The sequence below is a fragment of the Metabacillus sp. Hm71 genome (genome assembly GCF_051842955.2).
Taxonomy (GTDB): Bacteria; Bacillota; Bacilli; order Bacillales; family Bacillaceae; genus Metabacillus.
This window is the reverse complement of sequence record NZ_CM200278.1, coordinates 5,882,180-5,905,670: the sequence shown is the minus strand read 5'-3', so window position 1 is coordinate 5,905,670 and position 23,491 is coordinate 5,882,180. Positions and strand designations below refer to the sequence as shown.

General features: G+C 39.8%; 19 protein-coding genes and 1 pseudogene. 15 read left to right on the top strand and 5 right to left on the bottom strand.

Annotation, left to right across the window (positions count from 1 at the left end):
• Nucleotides 1-76 precede the first annotated feature (76 nt).
• The 3 genes from ACSVDH_RS28770 (at nucleotide 77) to ACSVDH_RS28760 (ending at nucleotide 2,333) form a co-directional block, all read left to right on the top strand.
• Nucleotides 77-301 carry a YuzB family protein gene (locus ACSVDH_RS28770; protein ID WP_299094419.1) on the top strand — a complete coding sequence of 75 codons (225 nt, stop codon included), beginning with the start codon at nucleotides 77-79 and terminating at the stop codon, nucleotides 299-301.
• Between the two features lie 174 nt (nucleotides 302-475).
• Nucleotides 476-1,768, top strand: a complete 1,293-nt coding sequence (locus tag ACSVDH_RS28765; protein WP_439252533.1) for an HD domain-containing protein — start codon at nucleotides 476-478, stop codon at nucleotides 1,766-1,768.
• A 43-nt stretch (nucleotides 1,769-1,811) separates the two neighbouring features.
• Nucleotides 1,812-2,333 carry a YwgA family protein gene (locus ACSVDH_RS28760; RefSeq protein WP_299094415.1) on the top strand — a complete coding sequence of 174 codons (522 nt, stop codon included), beginning with the start codon at nucleotides 1,812-1,814 and terminating at the stop codon, nucleotides 2,331-2,333.
• A gap of 143 nt (nucleotides 2,334-2,476) precedes the next feature.
• On the opposite strand, the gene thmT is transcribed toward ACSVDH_RS28760, so the two are convergent.
• A complete protein-coding gene (gene thmT, locus ACSVDH_RS28755; RefSeq protein WP_299093397.1) occupies nucleotides 2,477-2,659 on the bottom strand; it encodes a 2-hydroxymuconate tautomerase in 183 nt (60 codons plus the stop codon).
• 233 nt (nucleotides 2,660-2,892) lie between these two features.
• Here thmT and ACSVDH_RS28750 point away from each other — a divergent pair, with 233 nt between their 5' ends.
• Both ACSVDH_RS28750 and ACSVDH_RS28745 read left to right on the top strand, forming a co-directional pair.
• Nucleotides 2,893-3,558: a site-2 protease family protein gene (locus ACSVDH_RS28750; protein ID WP_439252566.1), complete on the top strand. Its 666-nt coding sequence runs from the start codon at nucleotides 2,893-2,895 to the stop codon at nucleotides 3,556-3,558.
• Between the two features lie 26 nt (nucleotides 3,559-3,584).
• Nucleotides 3,585-4,097, top strand: coding sequence for a YwhD family protein (locus tag ACSVDH_RS28745; protein ID WP_299093394.1), 513 nt, complete (start codon nucleotides 3,585-3,587; stop codon nucleotides 4,095-4,097).
• 311 nt (nucleotides 4,098-4,408) lie between these two features.
• On the opposite strand, the gene ACSVDH_RS28740 is transcribed toward ACSVDH_RS28745, so the two are convergent.
• Nucleotides 4,409-6,472 (bottom strand): transglycosylase domain-containing protein, encoded by a 2,064-nt coding sequence (locus tag ACSVDH_RS28740; RefSeq protein ID WP_439252535.1) that lies wholly within the window; start codon nucleotides 6,470-6,472, stop codon nucleotides 4,409-4,411.
• 483 nt (nucleotides 6,473-6,955) lie between these two features.
• Between ACSVDH_RS28740 and speE the strand changes: the two genes are divergently transcribed.
• From speE to ACSVDH_RS28725, 3 genes are all read left to right on the top strand, one after another.
• The gene (gene speE, locus ACSVDH_RS28735; protein ID WP_299093392.1) at nucleotides 6,956-7,786 is read left to right on the top strand and encodes a spermidine synthase; all 831 of its coding nucleotides are present in this window, start codon (nucleotides 6,956-6,958) and stop codon (nucleotides 7,784-7,786) included.
• A 228-nt stretch (nucleotides 7,787-8,014) separates the two neighbouring features.
• Complete coding sequence (gene speB / locus ACSVDH_RS28730) at nucleotides 8,015-8,896, top strand: agmatinase (RefSeq protein ID WP_299093391.1); 882 nt, start codon at nucleotides 8,015-8,017, stop codon at nucleotides 8,894-8,896.
• Between the two features lie 377 nt (nucleotides 8,897-9,273).
• Nucleotides 9,274-10,008, top strand: a complete 735-nt coding sequence (locus ACSVDH_RS28725) for a YkwD family sporulation-associated protein (RefSeq protein ID WP_522731711.1) — start codon at nucleotides 9,274-9,276, stop codon at nucleotides 10,006-10,008.
• Between the two features lie 88 nt (nucleotides 10,009-10,096).
• Here the strand turns inward: ACSVDH_RS28725 and ACSVDH_RS28720 are convergent, their stop codons facing one another.
• On the bottom strand, nucleotides 10,097-10,744 hold the full coding sequence (locus ACSVDH_RS28720; protein ID WP_439252538.1) for a glycosyltransferase: 648 nt from the start codon (nucleotides 10,742-10,744) through the stop codon (nucleotides 10,097-10,099).
• A gap of 173 nt (nucleotides 10,745-10,917) precedes the next feature.
• On the opposite strand from ACSVDH_RS28720, the gene ACSVDH_RS28715 reads away from it, so the two are divergent.
• From ACSVDH_RS28715 to ACSVDH_RS28695, 5 genes are all read left to right on the top strand, one after another.
• A complete protein-coding gene (locus ACSVDH_RS28715; RefSeq protein WP_439252539.1) occupies nucleotides 10,918-11,346 on the top strand; it encodes a YwiB family protein in 429 nt (142 codons plus the stop codon).
• The gene (gene argS, locus ACSVDH_RS28710) at nucleotides 11,346-13,016 is read left to right on the top strand and encodes an arginine--tRNA ligase (RefSeq protein WP_439252540.1); all 1,671 of its coding nucleotides are present in this window, start codon (nucleotides 11,346-11,348) and stop codon (nucleotides 13,014-13,016) included. Before ACSVDH_RS28715 ends, argS begins: the two co-directional genes overlap by 1 nt.
• A gap of 371 nt (nucleotides 13,017-13,387) precedes the next feature.
• Complete coding sequence (locus tag ACSVDH_RS28705) at nucleotides 13,388-15,112, top strand: solute:sodium symporter family transporter (protein ID WP_439252541.1); 1,725 nt, start codon at nucleotides 13,388-13,390, stop codon at nucleotides 15,110-15,112.
• A gap of 171 nt (nucleotides 15,113-15,283) precedes the next feature.
• Nucleotides 15,284-16,324: a Gfo/Idh/MocA family oxidoreductase gene (locus ACSVDH_RS28700; protein ID WP_439252543.1), complete on the top strand. Its 1,041-nt coding sequence runs from the start codon at nucleotides 15,284-15,286 to the stop codon at nucleotides 16,322-16,324.
• A gap of 116 nt (nucleotides 16,325-16,440) precedes the next feature.
• The gene (locus tag ACSVDH_RS28695; protein WP_299093384.1) at nucleotides 16,441-17,454 is read left to right on the top strand and encodes a LacI family DNA-binding transcriptional regulator; all 1,014 of its coding nucleotides are present in this window, start codon (nucleotides 16,441-16,443) and stop codon (nucleotides 17,452-17,454) included.
• Nucleotides 17,455-17,503: 49 nt separating this feature from the next.
• Here ACSVDH_RS28695 and uvsE read toward each other — a convergent pair.
• A pseudogene (gene uvsE / locus ACSVDH_RS28690) lies at nucleotides 17,504-18,460 on the bottom strand (UV DNA damage repair endonuclease UvsE).
• A 70-nt stretch (nucleotides 18,461-18,530) separates the two neighbouring features.
• The gene (gene cls / locus ACSVDH_RS28685; RefSeq protein ID WP_439252544.1) at nucleotides 18,531-19,733 is read right to left on the bottom strand and encodes a cardiolipin synthase; all 1,203 of its coding nucleotides are present in this window, start codon (nucleotides 19,731-19,733) and stop codon (nucleotides 18,531-18,533) included.
• 245 nt (nucleotides 19,734-19,978) lie between these two features.
• On the opposite strand from cls, the gene ACSVDH_RS28680 reads away from it, so the two are divergent.
• Together ACSVDH_RS28680 and mmgA are read left to right on the top strand one after the other, a co-directional pair.
• Nucleotides 19,979-22,090, top strand: a complete 2,112-nt coding sequence (locus ACSVDH_RS28680) for a (Fe-S)-binding protein (protein WP_439252545.1) — start codon at nucleotides 19,979-19,981, stop codon at nucleotides 22,088-22,090.
• 137 nt (nucleotides 22,091-22,227) lie between these two features.
• Nucleotides 22,228-23,406 carry an acetyl-CoA C-acetyltransferase gene (mmgA, locus tag ACSVDH_RS28675; protein WP_439252546.1) on the top strand — a complete coding sequence of 393 codons (1,179 nt, stop codon included), beginning with the start codon at nucleotides 22,228-22,230 and terminating at the stop codon, nucleotides 23,404-23,406.
• Nucleotides 23,407-23,491: the final 85 nt, after the last annotated feature.

Below are 23,491 nucleotides of genomic sequence, written 5' to 3'. Positions count from 1 at the left end.
ATTGAGGTTGGATAAGCGGTAAAATACCTTTTAGTGTAAACGGAAGATCGGATAGCAGAAAGGGTTGTAAATGAAGATGGCAAATGAATTTAGAATTTGTGACGACTGCCAAGCAACAAATATAAAAACGCTAGTGCCGCGTTTAAAAAAAATAGATTCAGAAGCTGTGATTGATATTGCCTGCCAATCTTACTGTGGTCCAGGAAGAAAAAAATCATTTGCATTTGTCAATAATCGTCCAGTTTCAGCATTAACCGAAGATGAGCTCATTGAAAAAATTGAAAAGAAATTAAAAAAATAACATCACCCTTGTTCACTTAAACAGCGGTGATTTTTTATTGGAAAAAGTCAGGAGATTTTGGCTGTAAATGTCGTCTTGAAATCGATATAATAGAAGACAACATAGAGAAAAGCATGACTTATTCTACTTACTTAACTTTTGAAATAGACAAGTCTGAACGGAAGAGGGAAGACAATGAAAAACGGAAAGTTGTCTGAGGAAAAGGTTTTTAAAGATCCTGTTCATCGCTATATACATGTTCGCGATAAACTGATTTGGGATCTAATTGGAACGAAGGAATTTCAGCGGCTGAGAAGAATTCGGCAGCTGGGAACGACCTACTTAACCTTTCATGGTGCCGAGCATAGCCGATTTAATCATTCATTAGGTGTGTACGAAATTGTGCGCCGGATTGTTGATGATGTGTTTAAGGGACGTCCAGAGTGGAATGATGATGAAAGACTATTATGTCTTTGTGCGGCTTTGCTGCATGACCTTGGGCATGGTCCGTTTTCCCATTCATTTGAAAAGGTGTTCCATCTTGATCATGAGGATTTCACCCAAGCGATTATTTTAGGAGATACCGAGGTTAACGCTGTATTAAAACAAAATGGGGCTGATTTTCCTAAAAAGGTTACCGAAGTTATTGCAAAAACGTATGAGAATAAGCAGGTTGTTAGTTTAATATCCAGCCAGATTGATGCAGATCGCATGGATTACCTGCAGCGGGATGCTTATTATACTGGAGTAAGCTATGGACATTTTGACATGGAACGGATTTTGCGCGTGATGCGTCCTCGTGAGGATCAGGTAGTTATAAAAAGCAGCGGCATGCATGCGGTTGAAGATTATATTATGAGCCGCTATCAAATGTATTGGCAGGTTTATTTTCACCCTGTTACAAGAAGCGCTGAAGTGATTTTGACGAAAATTCTCCACAGAGCAAAACAGCTACATAAGGAATATTACACCTTTAAGCATAATCCTATTCATTTTTATTCCATGTTTGAAGACGAACTCACATTAGAAGACTATTTGAAATTAGATGAATCTGTTATTTTGTATTATTTTCAGGCATGGCAGGAGGAGCAGGATCCGATATTAAGTGACCTTTGCAGTCGGTTTATGAATCGCAAGCTGTTTAAATATGTTGAATTTAATCCAAATGTCCAGATGATGACATTGATTGAGCTGACAGCCTTATTTAAGAAGGCGGGGATTGATCCTGAATATTATTTAGTCGTGGATTCTTCTTCAGATCTTCCTTATGATTTCTATCGCCCAGGTGAAGAGGAAGAACGATTACCGATCCATCTGCTTATGTCGAACGGAGATATTAAGGAACTCTCAAGGCAATCGGAAATTGTTGATGCCATTTCAGGAAAAAGAAGAACTGATCATAAGTTATATTTTCCGCTGGATTTAGTTGAAGATTTTTCTACGAAGCGAACGGTAAAAAAGAAAATTCTTGAGCTTTTAAAACTTTAACAAAGATGATTAGAGAAAAAGAAAGTTAGGAGATGACGGGGCATTGATGAAGGAACATGCAAAGCTGATGAAGGTTATTTCGTCAGCTGGGGAAATCATTGGTCGGAAAAAGCTGCAAAAGATGATTTATATTGCGAAAAAGATTGATCTTCCTTTCTATGAAAAATATAATTTCCACTTTTACGGTCCGTACTCAGAGGAGCTGACACTTCGGATTGAAGAGCTTTGCAATCTCGGGTTTATTAATGAAATTCATGAAAAAAAGGGCGGATATTTTCAATATCGCTATTCATTAACCGAAACAGGCAGTGAATTTTTAGGTCATTATGATTTGGACATGCCGCCGCTAAAGGGCTGTATTCTCGACCTAAATGAACAAAGCTCACGGTTTTTAGAGCTTGTTTCCACAGTTCTTTACTTTGAGGGATTAGGGCAGGAAGAGGTAAAAGAAAAGGTCTTTACCTTAAAGAGCAAGCAGCGGTATACGGAAGAAGAAGTTCTTGAGGCGTATCGCTATATCGATAAAATAAGAGGGTTAGTAAAAGAAGAGCTCGCCGAACAATAAGGGGCGAGCTTTGTTTGCTTAATGTTTAATAAGTTTCAGACACAAGGCGCTTCTGCTTTTTTATTGAAAGATAAAGTATACATTTTTACTTAGTTTTGGTATCTAGCTCCAGCGCCTAGCCCCTCTAGGGTCTTGCGCTTTTCTTAATCGCTTAGTCTCTTCCCAGCGATTGCGTAATTTTCCTTTTTCATTTCTTCAATAAAAACCGCGATTTTTTCTGCAGGGGCACCGGTTGTTTCCGAAACAGCAGCTGTTACTTTTTCAACTAAAGCTCTTTTTTGGTCATCTGTTCTACCTTCAAGCATTTTTACTGTTACATATGGCATTGTTTCTCTCTCCTTTACTAATTATGTATGAAAGGGCTTTGTCCCATTTTGAAGGACTGTCAACCCCCGACTGCTTTATTATGCTTAATGACAAGCAAATGAATGCGAATAAGCCCTTAATTATAGTATACTTTAAGCAAGTTGGTTTGTATAACATGTTAGGCTGGCAGGACTCATTTTTGAATGTTGAACTTTTAAGTCTAAAGGAGAGAGAGATGGACAATTTAAGTAGTATAAATAGTTTCCTGGCATTTCCGCTTGAAATGATTCCATATGTTGTCATTACCCTCATGATCGCTTTCACGTTCCATGAATATGCTCATGCCTATGTAGCTTATAAATTTGGTGACCCAACGGCAGAGAGACAGGGCAGATTAACGCTTAATCCAATAGCCCATTTAGATCCGTTTGGAACGCTGCTCATCTTTATTGCAGGCTTTGGCTGGGCGAGACCTGTTCCTGTGAATCGCTATTTCTTTAAGAAGCCGCGCCTGGCAGGTGTTCTTGTCTCGGTTGCAGGTCCGCTAAGCAATTTGGTGATTGCTTTCCTTGGAACAAGTATTTGGTACATACTTTTGGCAACAGATGCAATAACAGCACTACCTAATCAATATGTGGAAGGGCTGCAGGATTTTTTCAATATATTCGTTTCACTAAATGTGATGCTGTTTATTTTTAATCTGCTTCCATTTCCGCCATTGGATGGTTATCGAATCATTGAAGACCTTGCACCGTCAAATATTCGCGCAAAGATGACTCAGTATGAGAGCTATGGCATCATTATTTTTTTAATACTTGTCATTACACCACTTGATGCATATATCATTCAGCCGATTTTTGATGTTGGCCGAACAGCTGTGATGAATATGTTTCACTTTCTGTTAAGTCCAATATTATAGGAAGAGATGATGAAGGAGGTATCTTAATGGAAGAGAACAAAAAGAAAAAAAGTATTGGTTTTAATATCATTAAAAATGATCCAACAGACGGCCATGGCGGGTTTGGTGTCGGGGCATTAAGTCTTGATAATGTCTCCCCTGTGTTTATTGATATTGAAGAAGGTGAGGCCTTTGTTGATATCGGGGCCATGCATGCTAGAAGTGTTGTTGAAAAGGGGATAAAATTCCTGCCGAATAAAGAGGATGTCCCTAATGGAAAGCCTTATTGGCTAGTCTGGGTGACGATCGACCGCAAGTTAGATGGACCGTATTATGCAGGGGTCACTGCTTGCGAATTGACGGTTAACCGTGAAATAAGAAGAGGATACAAATCACTTCCTGAACATGTGAACCGGATGGATAAATCGTTAAAACGTCATATTATTGTTGATCATATGGATGACCGTTCAAAGGAAATCCTTGCTAGCTTCTTAAAGAAACATGATCATAAAATGTGGGATCTTTCTGAGCAAAAATTAAAAGATGATTTAAACGCATAGGAATTTTGTCAAAAGTGTGACAGTTTCGTGAACAAATTGGTAAATTCTTGTGGTTCTTCATTAAAATTAGTAGACTAAAAATACAGTTATAAAACTAGGACATAAAAAATCCCGAACCTTAAGCAGTTCGGGGTTTTTTATGTCTTTTCAAAGTTTAAGAAAGTATAACTTTTTGTACTTAGTATTTGCGTCTAGCTCCAGCGCCTAGCTCCTCGAGGTCATAAACCACTCATGAATTGAAGGCAAAGAACGCCTTCTATTTATGAGCGTCTTATTTGCCCTAGGCTGAGCAAGGCGCTTGCGCTTTTTTATTACCACCATTTAAACATCCGATCAAACCAACTGTTCTTTTCTTTTTTATGATCTTGCTTCTTTTCTTCCTTGTTTATTGTTTGATGCTCTTGGCAATATTCTGTAGGCTCTGTGCCTTCAATATAATAGGTTAATCTTCGAACAGGACAATCTTTTGTAGCAAGCTTGCCGCTGGCAGGGTTTATATAGACGCCAACAACGCCATCAGGCGGACGGAATGCTCTGACCGATTCATCTTCCAACGCTTGTTCCATGAATTTTGCCCATATGGTTTTTGCGTAGCTGCGCTCTTGAACAAGATCGATTGTCTCGTCCTTGTCATAACCCGTCCACACTCCTGCTGCAAGCTGCGGAGAGTAACCAATCATCCAGCTATCTGTTGACGTCGTCCCGGACTTACCCGCATAGTCTCTAGTTAAAATATCTGCAATGCTTTGTCCTGTGACAGATGTATAATCATTTAAAGCTGTGTCAAACATCCCTTTCATCATATGGGTGGTTACAAAAGCAGCCTGCTCATTTAGAACCTGTTCTTTTGTTTTATCGGCTTTATAAATGACTTCACCATTTGCATCTTCCACCTTTGTGATAAAGGTAGGTTCAATTTTTTTTCCGCCATTTCCAAGCATGCCATACGCATTTACCATCTCAACTAAACGTACAGAGGATGTTCCTAATGCTGCTGACGGAACCTTTTTCATTTTAGAAGTAAGGCCAAACAAATCCCCTGACTGGATTAGCTTCTCCATCCCAAGGAAAAGATGAGTTTTTACGGCGAAAATATTGTCAGATAATGCAATGGCCTGAAGCATTGTAATAAAGTCATTCGCATAATACCCATTATAGTTGCTTGGCTTATAGGTAGCATTGCCGTCATCATAAGAAAATGTCGTTGGCTCACTCATCATTTCTGTAGATGGTGTAAACCCATTTTCGACCGCCGTATAATATAATAACGGCTTAATTGTTGAGCCTGGCTGCCTTTTTGCCTGTGTTGCACGGTTGAACGGACTTTGTTCGTAATCGCGTCCACCTATCAATGCTTTTACATAACCCGTTTTTGGTTCAATCGCGATAAAAGCAGCTTGAATCTCTGATTTCTTTTCGATCGAATTTTTCACAAGATCATCAGCAATTTTTTGCATTTCAGGATCTAAGGTTGTATAAATTTTCAATCCTTTTGTTTCAATGATTTGTGCATCGATATTTAATTGATCTGCCAATGAGCTCATGACAGCATCTTGAAAATACGGGGCGATTCCTTTTTGAACATTTTCTTCTTTTGTCTTATAAGTTAGTTTTTCCTGTAAGGCTTGATTCAGCTGCTTTTCTGTGATATACCCTTCTTTTTCCATCGTTTCCAAGATCATCGTTTGGCGTTCCTTCGCTCTTTCTTGGTTTGCATAGGGAGAATAAACGCTCGGACCCTTTGGAATGCCTGCCAGCATAGCGGCCTCTGCTAAAGATAATTCACTGGAGTTTTTTCCAAAATAATATTTTGCTGCTGCTTCAATTCCGTATACACCATGACCGTAATAAATCGTATTTAAATAACCTTCTAAAATCGCGTCCTTACTGTAATTTTGTTCAAGACGTATTGTATAAAAGGCTTCCCGTGCTTTTCTTATCCATGTTTTTTCATGCTCTAAAAACAGATTTCGGGCATATTGCTGGGTAATCGTACTAGCTCCCTGAACCTTTGCCATTGCTCTTAAATCTGCCAGGGCAGCCCCAGCAATCCGTTTATAATCAAACCCGTTATGATCATAAAAGCTGCGGTCCTCAATCGCAATAGTTGCTTGCAGGACATGTTCGGAAATATCATCTAGATTCACCCAATACCGCTTCTGTCCATTATGCATTTCCCCGATTTTTGACCCGTCACTTGCATAAATAATTGTTGATTGTGGCACTGTTAAGGAAGGAGGACCTTGCCATTTTGCATATAAGACAATACTTAAAATGATCGTCGAAAAAAAGACTAATAATAGCAAACTAATAAAAATAAGTGCACGGATGGTTTTTAATGTAATTCTAATTCGTTTAGGTGTGATCACATCCATCTTAGCTCACCTCCAATCGGTTTTTCTTTTCTTAGGAAATTATAAAATTCTTGAACTGTGGATAAGGCTTTGACATCCAGCTCCGAAGCACAGGATGTGCAAGTGCAGTCAGTGCGACAGGACGTCGCGTTTTTGACTGCCAGCGCCTATCGCCTATCAAACTTCAGATCATCTCCCTACGATAAGTCAACATCGGTTCGCTTCGCTTACCGTGTTTCCTTTATCTCAGTCGATGCTCCTCCAGTTTGTACGGCGATGACCAAGGCGCTTGCGCTTTTGTTCTTTCCAGACATAGATACTATTAGCCATTATTAGTTTTTTATTAGTTTTTTAAACATTTTGCGAAAAAGTCATGATTTTTTTCTTGATTTTTTGCTAGATTCATCTATAGTTTTAAAAGGAATAATGAAAAGTTTTCCGGATGTTCTGAACAACTCCCGGTTAAAATATAGTAGAGCTTAAGGCTGAAAGGATGGTAAAAACATGAGTGAATTATGGTATACAGAAAAGCAAACAAAGAATTTTGGAATCACATTAAAAATTAAACAGACGTTACATACAGAACAAACTGATTTTCAATACTTAGAAATGGTTGAGACAGAAGAATTCGGCAATATGCTTTTCCTTGATGGTATGGTTATGACATCTCAAAAGGACGAATTTGTTTATCACGAAATGGTGGCACATGTTCCTTTGTTTACACACCCTAATCCAGAAAATGTGCTTGTTGTCGGCGGCGGGGACGGCGGCGTCATCCGTGAAGTTCTTAAGCACCCTCAGGTTAAAAAAGCAACGCTTGTTGATATTGATGGCAAGGTAATCGAGTATTCAAAAAAATTCCTGCCTGAAATTGCTGGAAAGCTTGATGATCCGCGTGTTGATGTAAAAGTAGGGGACGGCTTCATGCATATTGCAGAAAGCGAAAACGAGTATGATGTCATCATGGTTGATTCGACAGAACCAGTTGGACCAGCTGTAAACCTATTTACGAAAGGCTTCTATGCAGGAATTTCAAAAGCACTTAAAGAAGACGGTATTTTCGTTGCGCAAACGGATAATCCTTGGTTTACACCAGAATTGATTACAAATGTTCAACGTGATGTAAAGGAAATCTTCCCGATTACACGCCTTTACACAGCGAACATTCCAACATATCCAAGCGGTTTATGGACATTTACGATCGGTTCAAAAAAATATGATCCGCTTGAAGTAAGCGAAGACCGCTTCCACGAAATTGAAACAAAATATTACACAAAAGAATTGCACAAAGCTTGCTTCGTCTTACCGAAGTTTGTAAGTGACTTAATTAAATAAGAACAAAAGCGGAAGCGCCTAGGGCAAATAAGACGATTTAGAATAGAAGGCGCTTTTTGCCTACAGTTCTAAATTGGCTAGATCCTAGAGGCAGTCAAAAACGCGACGGCCTTATCTCTTGACTGCACTTGCACGTCCTGTGCTTCGGGGCTAGGCGCTGTAGCTTGACAATAAAACTTAGTAAAGTGAGGGAATCGTTCTCTCACTTTTTTAAGGAGGAAAAAGAACATGAGATTTGATGAAGCTTATTCAGGTAATGTATTTATCAAAAGCCACCCGAATTATGAGGAAAGCGAAGCCGTTATTTACGGTATGCCGATGGACTGGACCGTCAGCTACAGACCGGGCTCACGCTTTGGCCCAGCGCGCATTCGCGAGGTTTCAATCGGCCTTGAGGAATATAGTCCATATTTAGACCGCGAACTGGAAGAAGTGAAATATTACGATGCGGGTGATATTCCGCTCCCATTTGGCAATCCGCAGCGAAGCATCGAGATGATTGAAGAGTATATTGACCAATTGCTGGCGGATGGCAAATACCCATTAGGTATGGGCGGTGAGCATTTAGTTTCATGGCCGGTGATGAAGGCGATGTACAAAAAATACCCGGACTTAGCTATTATCCATATGGATGCCCATACAGATTTGCGTGATGAATATGAAGGAGAGCCGCTTTCCCATTCAACACCGATTAAAAAAATTGCTGATCATATTGGACCGACGAATGTATACTCATTTGGCATTCGTTCCGGGATGAAGGAAGAGTTTAGATGGGCAAAAGAAGTGGGCATGCACATCTCTAAATTTGAGGTGCTTGAGCCATTAAAAGAAGTGCTGCCAAAGCTTGCCGGCCGTCCTGTTTACGTGACGATTGATATTGATGTTCTTGATCCTGCCCATGCGCCAGGCACAGGCACAGTGGATGCAGGCGGCATTACGTCAAAAGAGCTGTTAGCAGCAATCCATGAAATTGCAAAATCAGATGTGCGTGTAGTAGGGTCTGATTTAGTTGAAGTTGCCCCAATATATGATCATTCTGAACAAACAGCGAATACAGCAAGCAAGATTATTCGCGAAATGATTTTAGGCTGGGTTCAAAAAAAGGGATAAGCGATCTTATATACCAAAAGAGAAGTGTGTTTGCAGCACTTCTCTTTTTCATTACTAGTAAAGGAAAATGGAAGAAATAATCTTAAAATTTGTAATCCTGCCGTTATATCTGTAATAACTAAAAGGGTTTTCAAAAGACGTCAATAGGAAAATACTAATAAAAAACTGGTTTGAAATCCAGTAAATGGGATCCCTTAGATCAATGAATAACGCATCCTCACTCTATGAAACCTCCGATCAATTCTATTAAATAAATAAATTCCGCTAATAATGTTCAAAGGCCGATAAACCATCTTGTAAAATCCTTCCTCAAATATTACAAAAAACACATGTTAAGATAGTTCCGTAGAAAGCAAGAAATAGGGAGGATGAAAAAATTGAAGAAAAAAATGATTTTATCAGTCGTAGCAGGGGCAGCATTATTAATGGCTAACCCAATCGCAAATAAAGCTGATGCAGCTTCGAACTCTATGAATGCGGAATCTAAAGTTTATTATTACCAATCAGGTAATATCAATTTTGATCAAATTGATGAATATATTAACAATTTACTAAAAAACTATCAAATTGAACAACCAACAGAGCAGCCAACTGAAACAGAGCAGCAGCCTAAAGAAGAAACGAATACAGTGGAGCAGCCTGCACCAGAACAACCAGAAGCAGCACAGCCTGCTGAACAGCAGCCAGCTCCAACTCAAACAGAGCAAAAACCAGCAGAGCAAGCTTCATATCAATTAAGTGAATATGAACAACAAGTAGTAGACATAACAAACCAAGAACGTGCGAAACAAGGCCTACCTGCACTTAAAGTCGATCTAGAGCTAAGTAAGGTAGCGCGTGAAAAATCAGCGGATATGCAAAGAAATAACTATTTCTCACATACAAGCCCAACATACGGCTCACCGTTTGACATGATGAAGAAATTTGGCATCACATACAAAACGGCTGGTGAGAACATCGCAAAAGGTCAGCGCACTCCACAAGAGGTTGTCAATGCTTGGATGAACAGTGAAGGACACCGCAAAAACATTCTAAGCTCAAACTATACTCATATCGGTGTCGGCTATGTGGCTGAAGGAAATTACTGGACTCAGCAGTTTATTGGAAAATAAGAATAGATTTAAAGTGGCGGCTAATGGTTAGCCGCCTTTTTATGTTTTAGTCTTACTTTTGTGTAAATAACTTATAGTTGTAAAAGCGTTAAAACTTGTTTGGAAATTGCTTGATGATCCCTTCTGTAAGGACATCAGAAAATTTAATCATGTGGTTTAGTCCTTCGTCAAAAGCCTTTATACTTCCTGTCCAATTTTTATCTAATCTTGCTACAAGATCATCTGTCACCAATTTTAAGTGAGTATGCAGCATGTCCTTCAACAAAGCTTTATCCCAATTTGGGTTTGCTTTGCTGAGAAAATCAGTGATATCATCAGCGTTTTTAAACCATTCTTTATTAAATTTCGCCACATTAGTTTGGTTTCCGCTTTTGGCGGCATCAATGATCTTTCCTGCGATCAATATATGTTCCCTCAATAGTTCAGTTAGCTTATTGCCAGCTTCTTCGCCATAAAATGGCTTGATTGCATTCCCTATATCTGATTGGTTTTTTAATAATCTCTCTAGGACTTCTTCTTGATCGTCTAATCCTGCAACGGCACTAACGGTATAAGCTCTTGTCCATATCGTATGGTCTATCCAAAATTTTCTTAAGTCTTCCTTTAATTGAATTGCATTTTGACTGACAGTAAGATTTTGTCTGTTTGAATTTTCATTAGCCTCTACTTCAAAAGCAGGAAGAAAAACAGAGAAAGACAGTATTAATAGTGCTATTAAAATTGAATATTTTTTCATTAGGACCTTCTCCTTTTAAAAAATATATGTTTGCGGATTACTATTTGTTTTTTTGTCGTTATTTCATTCAGAAATCTAGAAAGGAATATCTTAAAAACTTCTCTCTTGCGTTGTTGCAAATGGTTCTTTACAATAGTAAAGTTATAGAAGAATGATGGAAAGGGAGTGTCTGGATGTCAGAAAGCACGCCTGTTCAAATCCATGTTTTGTCGGAAATCCACAATGAGAACGACAAAGAAAAAGATACAATTGAAATCCGTACCAAAGGGGAATTTGTCCTCAAAGGGAAAACTGCTTATTTAAGGTATGATGAAGAGCATGAGCTTGGTTTTGTAAAGACAACGGTAAAAATCGCGCAAGGTGAGGTCACGGTCATGAGATCCGGCGCGGTGACTATGAAGCAGCGCTTTATACAAGGGAAGCCAACCTTAACTGATTACTCGACTCCATTTGGAAAGCTGCAGCTTGAAACAAAGACAAAATCTTTGGAGGTCAAATCCAATGGACTTGAAGGCAAGCTCGTGATCTTATATGATTTGCAAATAGATGAGAAGGAAAAACACGTACATACACTAATGCTGACATACAAGGAGGAACAATGATGAATATTGTAGAACAAGTCAAAGAACGTTTAAAGGAAGAGATCAAGGCTTCTGTCATCAAAGCGGGACTTGCTGAAGCGGCGCAAATTCCCGACGTCCTTTTAGAAATCCCAAAAGAAAAAGCACATGGCGATTATTCAACAAATATGGCAATGCAGCTTGCGCGTGTGGCAAAAAAGGCGCCTCGTATGATCGCAGAAGACATTGTTGCGAATTTTGATAAAGAAAAGGGATCAATTGATAAAATTGAAATCGCCGGCCCTGGCTTTATTAATTTTTATATGAACAATAGCTATTTAACTGAATTAATCCCAACTATTTTAAAAGCAGGCGAAAGCTATGGTGAAACAAATATCGGGAACAATGAAAGGGTTCAAGTGGAGTTTGTTTCGGCAAACCCAACTGGAGATCTTCACTTAGGCCATGCGCGCGGCGCGGCAGTAGGGGATTCCTTATGCAATGTGCTAGCGAAAGCAGGCTATGATGTATCACGCGAATACTACATCAATGATGCAGGGAACCAAATTAACAATTTGGCGCGTTCTGTTGAAGCCCGTTATTTGCAAGCTTTAGGCAAGGAAGCTGAAATGCCCGAGGATGGCTACCATGGCGAGGACATTGTCGGAATCGGTAAAAAGCTTGCCGAAGAATTTGACGACCGCTTTGTGAACGAAGACAGTGATGAGCGTTTAGGCTTCTTTAGAGAATATGGTCTTAAATATGAGATGGACAAACTAAGAGCTGATTTAGAAGAATTCCGTGTAGCATTTGATGTATGGTATTCAGAGACATCGCTCTATCATAATGGGAAAATTGATGAGGCACTTGCAGTATTAAGAGAAAAAGGCCATATCTATGAAGAAGACGGAGCAACTTGGTTCCGGTCCACAACATTTGGTGATGACAAAGACCGTGTATTAATTAAAAAAGACGGTTCTTATACGTATTTAACACCAGATATTGCATATCACAAGGACAAGCTCGACCGCGGCTTTACAAAGCTGATCAATGTATGGGGAGCAGACCATCACGGCTATATTCCGCGGATGAAAGCAGCGATTGAAGCACTTGGCTACAGCAAAGAAACACTTGAAGTTGAGATCATTCAGCTTGTTCACCTATACAAAAATGGCGAAAAAATGAAAATGAGTAAACGTACTGGTAAAGCTGTCACAATGAGGGAGCTAATTGAAGAGGTTGGTCTTGATGCCGTACGTTACTTCTTTGCAATGAGAAGCGCTGATACGCATATGGATTTTGATCTTGATCTTGCTGTATCAAAATCAAATGAGAACCCAGTTTACTATGCACAATATGCACATGCACGGATTTGCAGCATGCTCCGCCAAGGTGATGAGCAGGGCTTAACGTATGTGGAAAACTTAAAGCTTGATGAGATTTCTTCTGAAAAGGAATTTGATTTATTGAAAAAGCTTGGAGAATTCCCTCAAGCAGTTGCAGAAGCAGCCCAAAAGCGGATCCCGCACCGCATCACAAACTATATTTATGATGTCGCATCAGCCCTTCACAGTTTTTACAATGCTGAGAAGGTATTGGATCCTGAAAACACAGAAAAAAGTCGTGCAAGACTTGGCTTAATGAAAGCAACACAAATTACATTACAAAACGCTCTTACATTGATTGGGGTTTCGGCTCCTGAAAAAATGTAGGTCGAAGATAAGCTGACTCATACGGGTTTCTTCCTCTCCAAAACATTAAAAGTTTGGTAGAGGGCCCTTAATTGAGTCAGCCTTTTTATTTTGTATTCTTTCAACAAAAAAAGCTTGATTATTAAATTTAAAACGTTTACACTAAAAAATAAGTTAAGCGCTTATCTTGAAAATCGTTTGTTGAATGAAAGAGAGTTTAGCAGCCGCCAGATTCTTTTTTTGTAGAGTATTATGACTGCTTTCTACAAATATATGATTTCTTTTATTTTTGGTTATTTTGTTAAGCGCTTACCTTGAAAAGGAGGAAAATAAGTAGTCGTATTAATTGTCTACAACATTGTTTTGAAATCAATTCAAATGGAGGGGTACAAATGATTTGGGTCATATTTGCGACATTTCTGATTTACACGGTTTTTGTCATGTGGTTTTCTTGGTACAAAACAAAGGGGACGGATCTGGATAGTTCAGATGGCTACTTTCTTGGCGGGAGAAGTCTGACAGGGATTGTCATTGCAAGCTCGATCATTTTGACTAACCTGTCTACAGAACAAATTGTCGGATTAAATGGCCAGGCATTTAGTGAATCAATGGTTGTTATGGCTTGGGAAGTATCAGCGCCGCTGGCATTGATATTTATGGCGTTTGTTTTTTTACCAAGATATTTAAAGACAGGTATTACAACGATTCCAGATTTCCTTGAACAACGCTATGATAAGCGAACAAGACAAATCATTTCCGTCTTGTTTATCCTGGGCTATGCGGTTGCTTATTTGCCAACGGTTTTATATTCCGGTGCATTAGTTCTAGATAGCATTTTCTCCTTAACGACAATTACAAATATGAGTCCGTTTATGATTGTTTTACTCATCTCAGTGGCTATTGGTGTGATTGGCTGTGGATATGTCATTTTAGGTGGTCTGAAAGCTACCGCAATGAGTGATACGATTAATGGTGTTGGATTAGTAATTGGAGGTTTGCTTATTCCGCTCCTGGCACTAGTTGCTCTTGGCGGCGGAAATTTAGCTGATGTGGCCAATAAGCTTTTAACAGCAAATCCGGCAAAATTAAATGCAATCGGCAACCACTCATCATCCGTACCTTGGTCGGTGTTACTAACCGGCATGTTATTTAACAATCTGTTTTACTGGACAACGAATCAAACAATTATTCAACGAAGCTTAGGAGCAAAAAATTTAGCTGAGGGGCAAAAGGGTGTCCTTTACGCAGGCTTATTTAAAGTGTTTGGGGTAACCTTCTTAGCCTTACCGGGAATTATCGCTTATCTGCTATATGGCAATGAGATCACAAATCCGGATATGGCTTATCCTTTACTAGTAGTTGATGTATTGCCGGTTGCTTTATCAGGGTTTTTGGCAGCGGTGTTATTTGGGGCAATTATGAGCTCGTTTAATAATGCTTTGAATGCCTCGATTACATTGTTTACATTGGACATTTATAAACCAATTTTCAAACCTCAGGCAAAGGAAAAGGAGCTTGTCAATGCAGGGAAAATTTTCTCGGCCATCTTAGCGGCGATATCAGTTATCGTGGCACCTTTTATTATTTTTGCTCCATCTGGACTTTATGCTTATTTACAGGAAATGTTCGGATTTTATAATTTACCAATCCTGGCGATGGTTATTGTAGGATTTTTCAGTAAAAGAGTACCAGCCAGTGCACCGAAAATAGCGATTATTGTGCATGTCGTGTTGTATGGCATATCAAAACTGGTATTAGGGCATATCAACTTCCTTTATGTGTTATCCGTGTTATTACCAATCAATATTTTAGTTATGGTGATTGTTGGAAGATTAAAGCCTAGAGAAACGCCTTTCGAGCTCCATGATGCAAATGTGGTGGATATGAAGCCTTGGAAGTATGCAAAAACATTTTCAGCTTTCATTCTGGCAGTGATGATCGGTGTTTATGCTTTCTTCTCACCAATTGGCGTTGCAGAAGTAAATGGCAGCTATTCAATATGGTCTGTTGTCTTTTTCCTTGCCGTAATCTTATTAATTGGCGGAGTCATCTGGTTCTGGCGAAAGACAGAGAAGCGATTTGAACCAACTGAAACAAAGCAAAAAAATGCTTCTTGATTAGTGATGAAAATCATAGAATTAATAATATGTTTAAATCGAAATGAATGAAGTTAAGCGCTTCATTTCGGAGTTGATGGATATGATAAAACGAACAACTTTAAAGCAGTAGATAAGCGCTTAAATGATAATGTGATATGAACAAAACGAAAATGGAAGGTGTTTATAATGATGAAAAAGGTAAAAGTAGGAATCGTTGGTCTTGGCCGATTAGGACGTCAGCATGCAGAAAATCTCTGCTTTCGAATTCCGAACTGTGAGCTTACAGCAGTATGTAGTGTAATCGAAGAGGAAATAAAAGAAATTCAAGAAAAATGGGGAATTCCATATAGCTATACGAATTATGAGGAAATGCTCACAAACAAAGAATTAGATGCAATTTTTATTGCATCACCATCAGGCTTTCATTGTGAGCAAATCATCAAAGCGCTTGATGCGGGCTTCCATGTCTTTAGTGAAAAGCCGCTTGGCCTTTATCTTGAGGAAGCATTACAGGTTGAAAAGGCGGTTGAAGCACATCAAGATAAGGTGTTTATGCTTGGATTTATGCGCAGATATGATCGGTCTTATGCCGCTGCGAAACAAAAAATTGATAAGGGGGATATCGGTGACCCGATTTTAATTCGCTGCTATGGACTAGATCCAGCAAGTCAGATGGACAATTTCTTGAAATTTGCACGTGCAAATTACAGTGGTGGCCTTTTCTTAGATATGTCGATTCATGACTTGGATTTGGCTAGGTGGTATATGGGAGCTGAGGCACAGGAGGTTTGGGCAATTGGCGGAGGCTATGCTCGACCGGAATTTGAAGAAATTCAAGATGCGGAAACAGGTGCCGCAATGGTCCGTTTTGAAAATAATGCGATCGGCATTTTTGTTGCTGGCCGAAATTGTGTACACGGCTACCATATCGAAACAGAAATCATTGGTACAAAAGGCAGTATCCGAATTGGTACACTTCCAGAGCGCAATCAAATTGTTCTGCTTCAGGAAAATGGCGCAGTTAAAGAATGCTATGATGGATTTTTAGAGCGTTTTGAACAAGCCTATTTAAGTGAGGTTGAAGAGTTTGTAAATTGTATATTAGAAGGAAGAAAGCCGGCGGTTACAGTCCAAGATGGGGTAGAATCAACCAGACTAGGCTATGCCTGCAAAAAATCGTTTGAAACTCGTAAACTAGTAAATTTACAGAATGAAAAGGTAACAATATAAAAAGAGAATTTTGACTATACCTACTTTTGTTTTTCAGGTGCATACCTTTTTCAACTGTGGTACTCTTTTAGCAAAGAAGATTAAACCATAGGGAAAGTAGAGATGAGACAAAAGGGATGAAGGTAACAATCTATGACGTTGCTAAAAAGGCGGGCGTATCGATCGCTACTGTTTCAAAAGTCATAAATAATACAGGAAATATGCGGGAGTCCACAAGAAAAAAGGTAAAAGTGGCAATGAAAGAACTTAATTATCACCCCAATGTCATGGCATCTGCTTTAATGGGAAAACGAACGGAAACATTGGGACTATTGGTGCCTGATATATCGAATCCTTTCTTTTCTGAAATGGCCCGAACCATCGAGGATCGCGCCCATGAACGGGGAATGAGCGTCATCATGTGCAGCACAGATGAAAGCGCTGAGAAAGAAAAGAAATATATTGAGTTATTGCAACGAAAGCAAGTCGATGGTTTTATTGTCGGTTCGACGTTTCAAGACAAAGCTGTGCTGCAGGATCTTATAAAGAATAATATTCCGCTTGTTATGCTTACACAGGACGATGCCTCACTGGATGTTTCAAAGGTTTCAGTCGATGACTTTATCGGAGGCTATGAAGCGACATCCTATCATTTTGCCAATGGACATCGCAGGGTAGCCATTATTGCGGAAAACGCCCATAGCAGCAATCTTCGCATCTATGGCTACCGGGAGGCACATGAAGCATATGGCATAGCAATTAAGGAAGAGTATATTGTGCGGACGAGTGCATCAATTCCGAATGGAAAGAAATTTTTCGAACAGCTTTTTAGCCAAACAGATATTGCTCTTCCGACAGCCATTTTTGCATGTAATGATCTGCTTGCTATTGGCGTCATTCAAGGGGCAAAAGAAAGAGGTCTTGAGATTCCAAGGGACTTATCGATTATTGGCTTTGATAATACGATTTTAGCTACTACCACAGTGCCAGGACTAACGACGATCGCGCAGCCGATCTCACTGATGGGCAAGAAAATTGTAGATGTGCTGATCGAAGAAATAAATGCCGGACAATCATTGAAGGAGCGAATCCTTTATAACCCTGAATTAATTGTCAGAGGTACTACTGCAATGGTTAAAACCATAGGCTGATGCTATTTATATAGTGATCAGCCGCTTTTGTTTTAAAAGAATTTTGACATTACCATTGAATCGCAGCTCCGCCAATCCGTTTTACCCCTCTTACTCTCGATAGATCCTCACAGAGCTTCAGCGCGGCTTTATCCTTCTGTTTCGCCTCAATCATGAAGTCAACATCGACATTCAATTCCTTTAGTATCTTTACAAAAGGCAGCAAAAATTCAGGATCGACATAATCAGCATGGCTTCTAAATTCATTATCCGATTTAGGTGAGGACACATGAATTTTCGGCTTATGGCCAATCCAGTCCCACGTTTGAAAGATTTCTGGCAGCAGTTCCTCAACAGCCTCATCTTCTGCTTTATTCGACATAAAATGATGATAATCAAATAGCATTGGAATCCGTTCTTTTTTGCATATCATTAAAGTTTCTGATGCAGTGTAGGTTTTATCATCATTTTCAAGGGTCATTCTTTTTTTGATCGCAGCAGGGAGCTTTTTAATATTAACATGAAATCGTTCTGTTGCTGCTTGCTTGTTTCCGTAAGCACCGCCAACATGGATGTTAATAATCGCTTCCTCAGCAAGACCCATGGCGTCAAGCATGTCATAATGGTAAGTCATATCGATCACAGCATTTTCCGTAATATGTGCCTTATCGCTCGTAAACAGCGTAAATTGATTTGGATGGAAGCTTGTGCGAAGCCTATGCTTTTTGACAAGCTTACCAATTTCTTTAAATAAATCCTTAAAAGGTGTTTTGTAATCCTAAAGCACCTCTGGATGGGTAGCTAACGGAACAATTGAGGAGGAAAACCGATATAAAGATATTTCTTGGGCAATATTGTAATGAATCATCCTTATTGTGTGTTCAAGATTTTGCTTTGTCACATAAAAAAGCTGTTCCTTTCTATCGGATTCAGTGAGCTTTTTCCATCTCGTAAATGTTAATGCTTTTGCCGGCGAGCAATCCCAAAGAGAAAGAGCATGTGACACATATCCAAACCGGATAATCATCCAATTCCTCCTCTCAAAAAGAAAAGCGTCTTGCTGATCTGATAAAAACGGCGGCAAGACACCATCAATTCTATAAAAAATGCGAAACAAGTGTCGCAACAGCTTCCTTGCCTCTTTGCATAAACGGACGTTTTTGATAGGCTGCATAAGTTAATTGTTCAGAACGGTGAAAATCTTCATAGATTTGTTTTTTTACACCTTGGATAAACTCTTTGTCATAAATTAAGCAATTCATCTCATCATTTAAATACAAGCTTCGTTTATCAAAATTGGCAGTTCCGATGTCACATAGATGATCATCAATGACAATTACCTTCGAATGATAAAATCCATGGTAATAACGATAAATCTCACATCCTGCTAAAAGAAGCTTGTCAAAGTAAGGAAAGGAGGCTTCCATGACTAATGGATGATCCTGCTTCATCGGTACCATAACCTTTACTTTTACTCCTCTTGCTAACGCAGCAAGCAATTCATTAAAGATCGTTTTTCCAGGAATAAAGTAAGGGGAGCAAATAATAATTTCCTTTTTTGCGTCTTTAATAAACGTAATAAAATGATGAGTTAAGTTTTCTCCATATGTCGAAATAAACGTGTGGGTGTTCTTTCCAGCTGGCTGATCAAGAAAATAGTAAGAATCGTTCAGAAGATGTTCTCCAGTAGCATCATACCAATCTTTTAAAAATTGCTCCTGTAAATCTGTTACCCCTTCACCTGTAATCTTTAAGTGATAATCCCGCCAGAACCCAAACTTAGGGTCTTTGCCGATATATTCCCTTGCGATATTAAAACCACCTAAATAAGAGGTCTTTCCGTCAATAACGGTAATTTTTCGGTGATTTCTCGCTTGGAATGTATAAAAAAGGTACGGTAGCTTTGGTTTATGAGTGTAAGCAAACATAACCCCATTTGCCCTAAGTTCATAGATTTTTTGTTTTTTTAGCTGAAGACTTCCTACATAATCAAGCAAAAGGCGCACTTTAATCCCTTTGCTGGCTTTTTCGCATAATAAGGATAGAAACTCCTGACTGATTCCATCATTTTTAACGATATAAAATAATACATGAATGCTATGTTGGCTATTTCTTATTTCATTAAAAAAGTCTTCATACAGGCTTTGACCATCAGTAAAAAGCTGAATATCACTTTTCTTAGGGGAATACTGGGTATATTTCGATTTTGAAAGATGATCCTTTCTTCCTAAATGATAATCAATCGTTAACCAACAAATAATGACAGCTAAAATGAAGCATATGAAAATTAACAGGTTCACGTTGCATTCCTCCTAACTGCAAGAGACTTTATAGTAGTCTTTTCGTAATGGCTTTTTTTTATGTATTTTGAACGTGTGCTGCATATTTTGGCCTATACCTTAATATCATTTCATTGTGAAGAGTGAAAAAGTATTGACTGAATGCTCATTCATTATTTATGATAGGAATATAGGATAAATGAACAAAGGGGAGAAAGACCAGTTAGCAATTGGGGTGCTGAAACTGGCAGATTGGGGGAAAACGAATGGATGCATTATTATGGGTGAATTTTATTGCATTCGCAATTGTAACCGCTTACGCAATCTATTTATTTAGCTACCTGATTAAAACAAGACTAGCTTACATCAAGCTTGGGAAAAAGGTTGAGTTCGATGGAAAGGTGAAAGAAAGGCTTCAAAAAATATGGGTAAATGTATTTGGCCAGAAAAAACTTTTAAAAGATAAAAAGAGCGGAATCATTCATGTCATGTTCTTTTATGGGTTTATTCTCGTTCAGTTTGGGGCCATTGACTTTATTATGAAAGGGCTTATACCTGGAGCCCATTTACCTCTTGGACCGCTCTATCCAGCGTTCACCTTTTTCCAAGAAATTGTGACATTTATGATTTTAGTTGCTGTCGTATGGGCATTTCATCGCCGCTATGTTGAAAAGCTTGTGAGATTAAAGCGTGGCTTTAAGTCCGGATTAGTATTGATCTTTATCGGCGGACTTATGCTATCTGTTCTTCTTGGAAATGGAATGAGCCTTATTTGGCATCAACATGAGCCTACCTGGACTGAGCCGATCGCCTCTGCCATTGCATTCCTGCTTAGCTTTGCAGGAGAAACAGGTTCTATCGTCATCTTCTACATCGCCTGGTGGATCCATTTATTATTCCTGTTAACGTTTTTAGTATATGTTCCGCAATCAAAGCATGCTCACTTAATTGCAGGACCGGCAAATGTGTATTTTAATCGCCTATCTGCTCCCGGAAAACTTGAAAAGATTGATTTTGAAGATGAATCACAAGAAACCTTTGGCGTAGGAAAAATTCAGGATTTTACCCAGACTCAGCTAATTGATTTGTACGCATGTGTTGAATGCGGCCGTTGTACAAATATGTGTCCAGCTACAGGCTCCGGTAAAATGCTTTCGCCGATGGATTTGATTTTAAAGCTGCGTGACCATTTAACGCTTACTGGGGCTGCAGTGACCCAAAAGCAGCCATGGGTGCCTGCTGCAGCTTTTAGTCATACAAAAGGCAATCAAATTGCGATGATGGCCGCAAGCTCCGGTGCTCAGGAATCGGCCGCTGCTGCTGTTGATTACAATCCATCATTGATCGGTGATGTCATTACAGAAGAGGAGATCTGGGCATGTACAACCTGCCGGAACTGTGAGGATCAATGTCCGGTTATGAATGAGCATGTGGATAAGATCATTGATATGCGCCGTTACCTTGTGTTAACAGAAGGGAAAATGGATGCAGATGCCCAGCGTGCGATGACAAATATCGAACGCCAAGGCAACCCATGGGGCTTAAACCGCAAAGAGCGTGAGACATGGCGCGAGGCCCGCGAAGATGTGTCTGTCCCGACAGTAAAGGAAATGAGCAAGGCTGGTGAAGAGTTTGAGTACTTATTCTGGGTTGGCTCAATGGGCTCCTATGATAACCGCAGCCAAAAAATCGCGTTATCCTTTGCAAAGCTTCTCAATGAAGCGGGTGTGAAGTTTGCGATTCTCGGTAATAAGGAAAAGAACTCTGGAGATACTCCGCGTCGCCTTGGAAACGAGTTTTTATTCCAAGAGCTTGCAACTAAGAATATCGATGAATTTGTTAAAAACGATGTGAAAAAAATCGTCACCATTGATCCGCATGCTTATAACATCTTTAAAAATGAGTACCCTGACTTTGGCTTAGAGGCTGAGGTGTACCATCATACAGAGCTGTTGGCGCAATTGGTGGCTGAAGGCAAATTAAAGCCGGTGCATCAAGTCAATGAAACGATTACCTTCCATGATTCCTGTTATCTGGGAAGATATAACGAGGTATATGATGCTCCAAGGAATATCCTTAAAGCCATTCCTGGAGTGAAGATTATTGAAATGGAACGAAATCGTGAGAAAGGCATGTGCTGCGGCGCTGGCGGGGGACTTATGTGGATGGAAGAAGACACAGGGAGCCGGATAAATGTCGCGAGAACAGAACAGGCACTCGCTGTGAATCCATCTGTTATCAGCTCAGGCTGCCCATACTGCTTAACCATGCTAAGCGATGGCACAAAAGCGAAGGAAATCGAGGATCAAGTCAGCACATATGACGTCGCAGAACTGCTGGAGAAATCTATCTTTGGGGATCGAAAAGAAGTTTCTTAAAACAAGGGGGGACTAATCCCCTCTTTGGTCATGCTTTCTGACTGAGCGAGCGTTCGGTCAAGCTTTGCGAAAGCGATTACTTTTATACTTATACAATTATTTTTTTAATATAAAAATGTTTAAAGGGGAGAAAATCAATGGGAAAAACAGTGATTTTAAGCGGAGTAAGAACACCGGTTGGCAAATTTGGAGGTGCGCTGTCAACATTAACAGCCTCTGAACTTGGCGGGATTGCCATTAAAGAAGCATTAAAGCGTGCAGAGGTTGAAGGCACTCAGGTTGATGAAGTGATTCTAGGTAATGTTCTTCAAGGAGGGCAGGGGCAAATTCCTTCACGTCAAGCAGCACGTCATGCCGAGCTTCCTTGGGATGTAAAAACAGAGACAATTAATAAAGTATGTGCATCAGGACTAAGAAGCGTGACCCTAGCAGATCAAATCATTCGTGCTGGTGATGAGGAAGTAATCGTTGCGGGTGGAATGGAATCAATGAGCAATGCGCCGTACATTTTGCCAAAGGCGCGCTGGGGACTAAGAATGGGAGATGGCACGGTGAAGGATTTAATGATTCACGATGGCCTAACATGCAGTTTTACAGGCGTTCATATGGGCACATATGGCAACAGCACATCTGCAGAATTAGAACTAAGCAGACAAGAGCAGGATGAGTGGGCATTAAGAAGCCACCAGCGCGCGATATATGCGCAAGAATCTGGGCTTCTTCGTGAAGAAATTGTACCAGTTACTGTACCTAAGCGTAAAGGAGAGCCAATAGTAGTAGAAAAGGATGAGGCACCACGCAAAGATACTTCGATTGAACGGCTTTCAAAGCTGGCGCCTGTGTTTGATCATGATGGCACGATTACGGCTGGAAATGCGCCAGGAATAAATGATGGTGCGGCTGCACTTGTTTTAATGAGCAGCGAACGGGCTGAAAGAGAAGGACGCAAGCCATTAGCAACAATTATCGGCTACACAGCGATCGCCGTTGAAGCGAAGGATTTTCCAAAAACACCTGGTCTTGTTATAAATGAGCTATTAAAGAAAACAGGCAAAACCGTTGATGATATAGATTTATTCGAAATTAATGAAGCCTTTGCCGCAGTGGCATTAGCTTCAAATCAAATTGCTAATCTTGACCCGGAAAAAGTGAATGTGAACGGAGGGGCGGTAGCAATCGGACATCCGATTGGCGCAAGCGGAGCAAGAATTATCATTACCTTGATTCATGAGCTAAAGCGCAGAGGCGGAGGAATTGGCATTGCTGCCATTTGCAGCGGCGGCGGCCAAGGTGATGCGATTATGATAGAGGTTTAATTGATAAAGCTGAGGGGACTGCCCCAAATATTAGACCCTTGGGGCATTCCTCCGTGTTTTATATTAATAGATTAATAGGGGGATG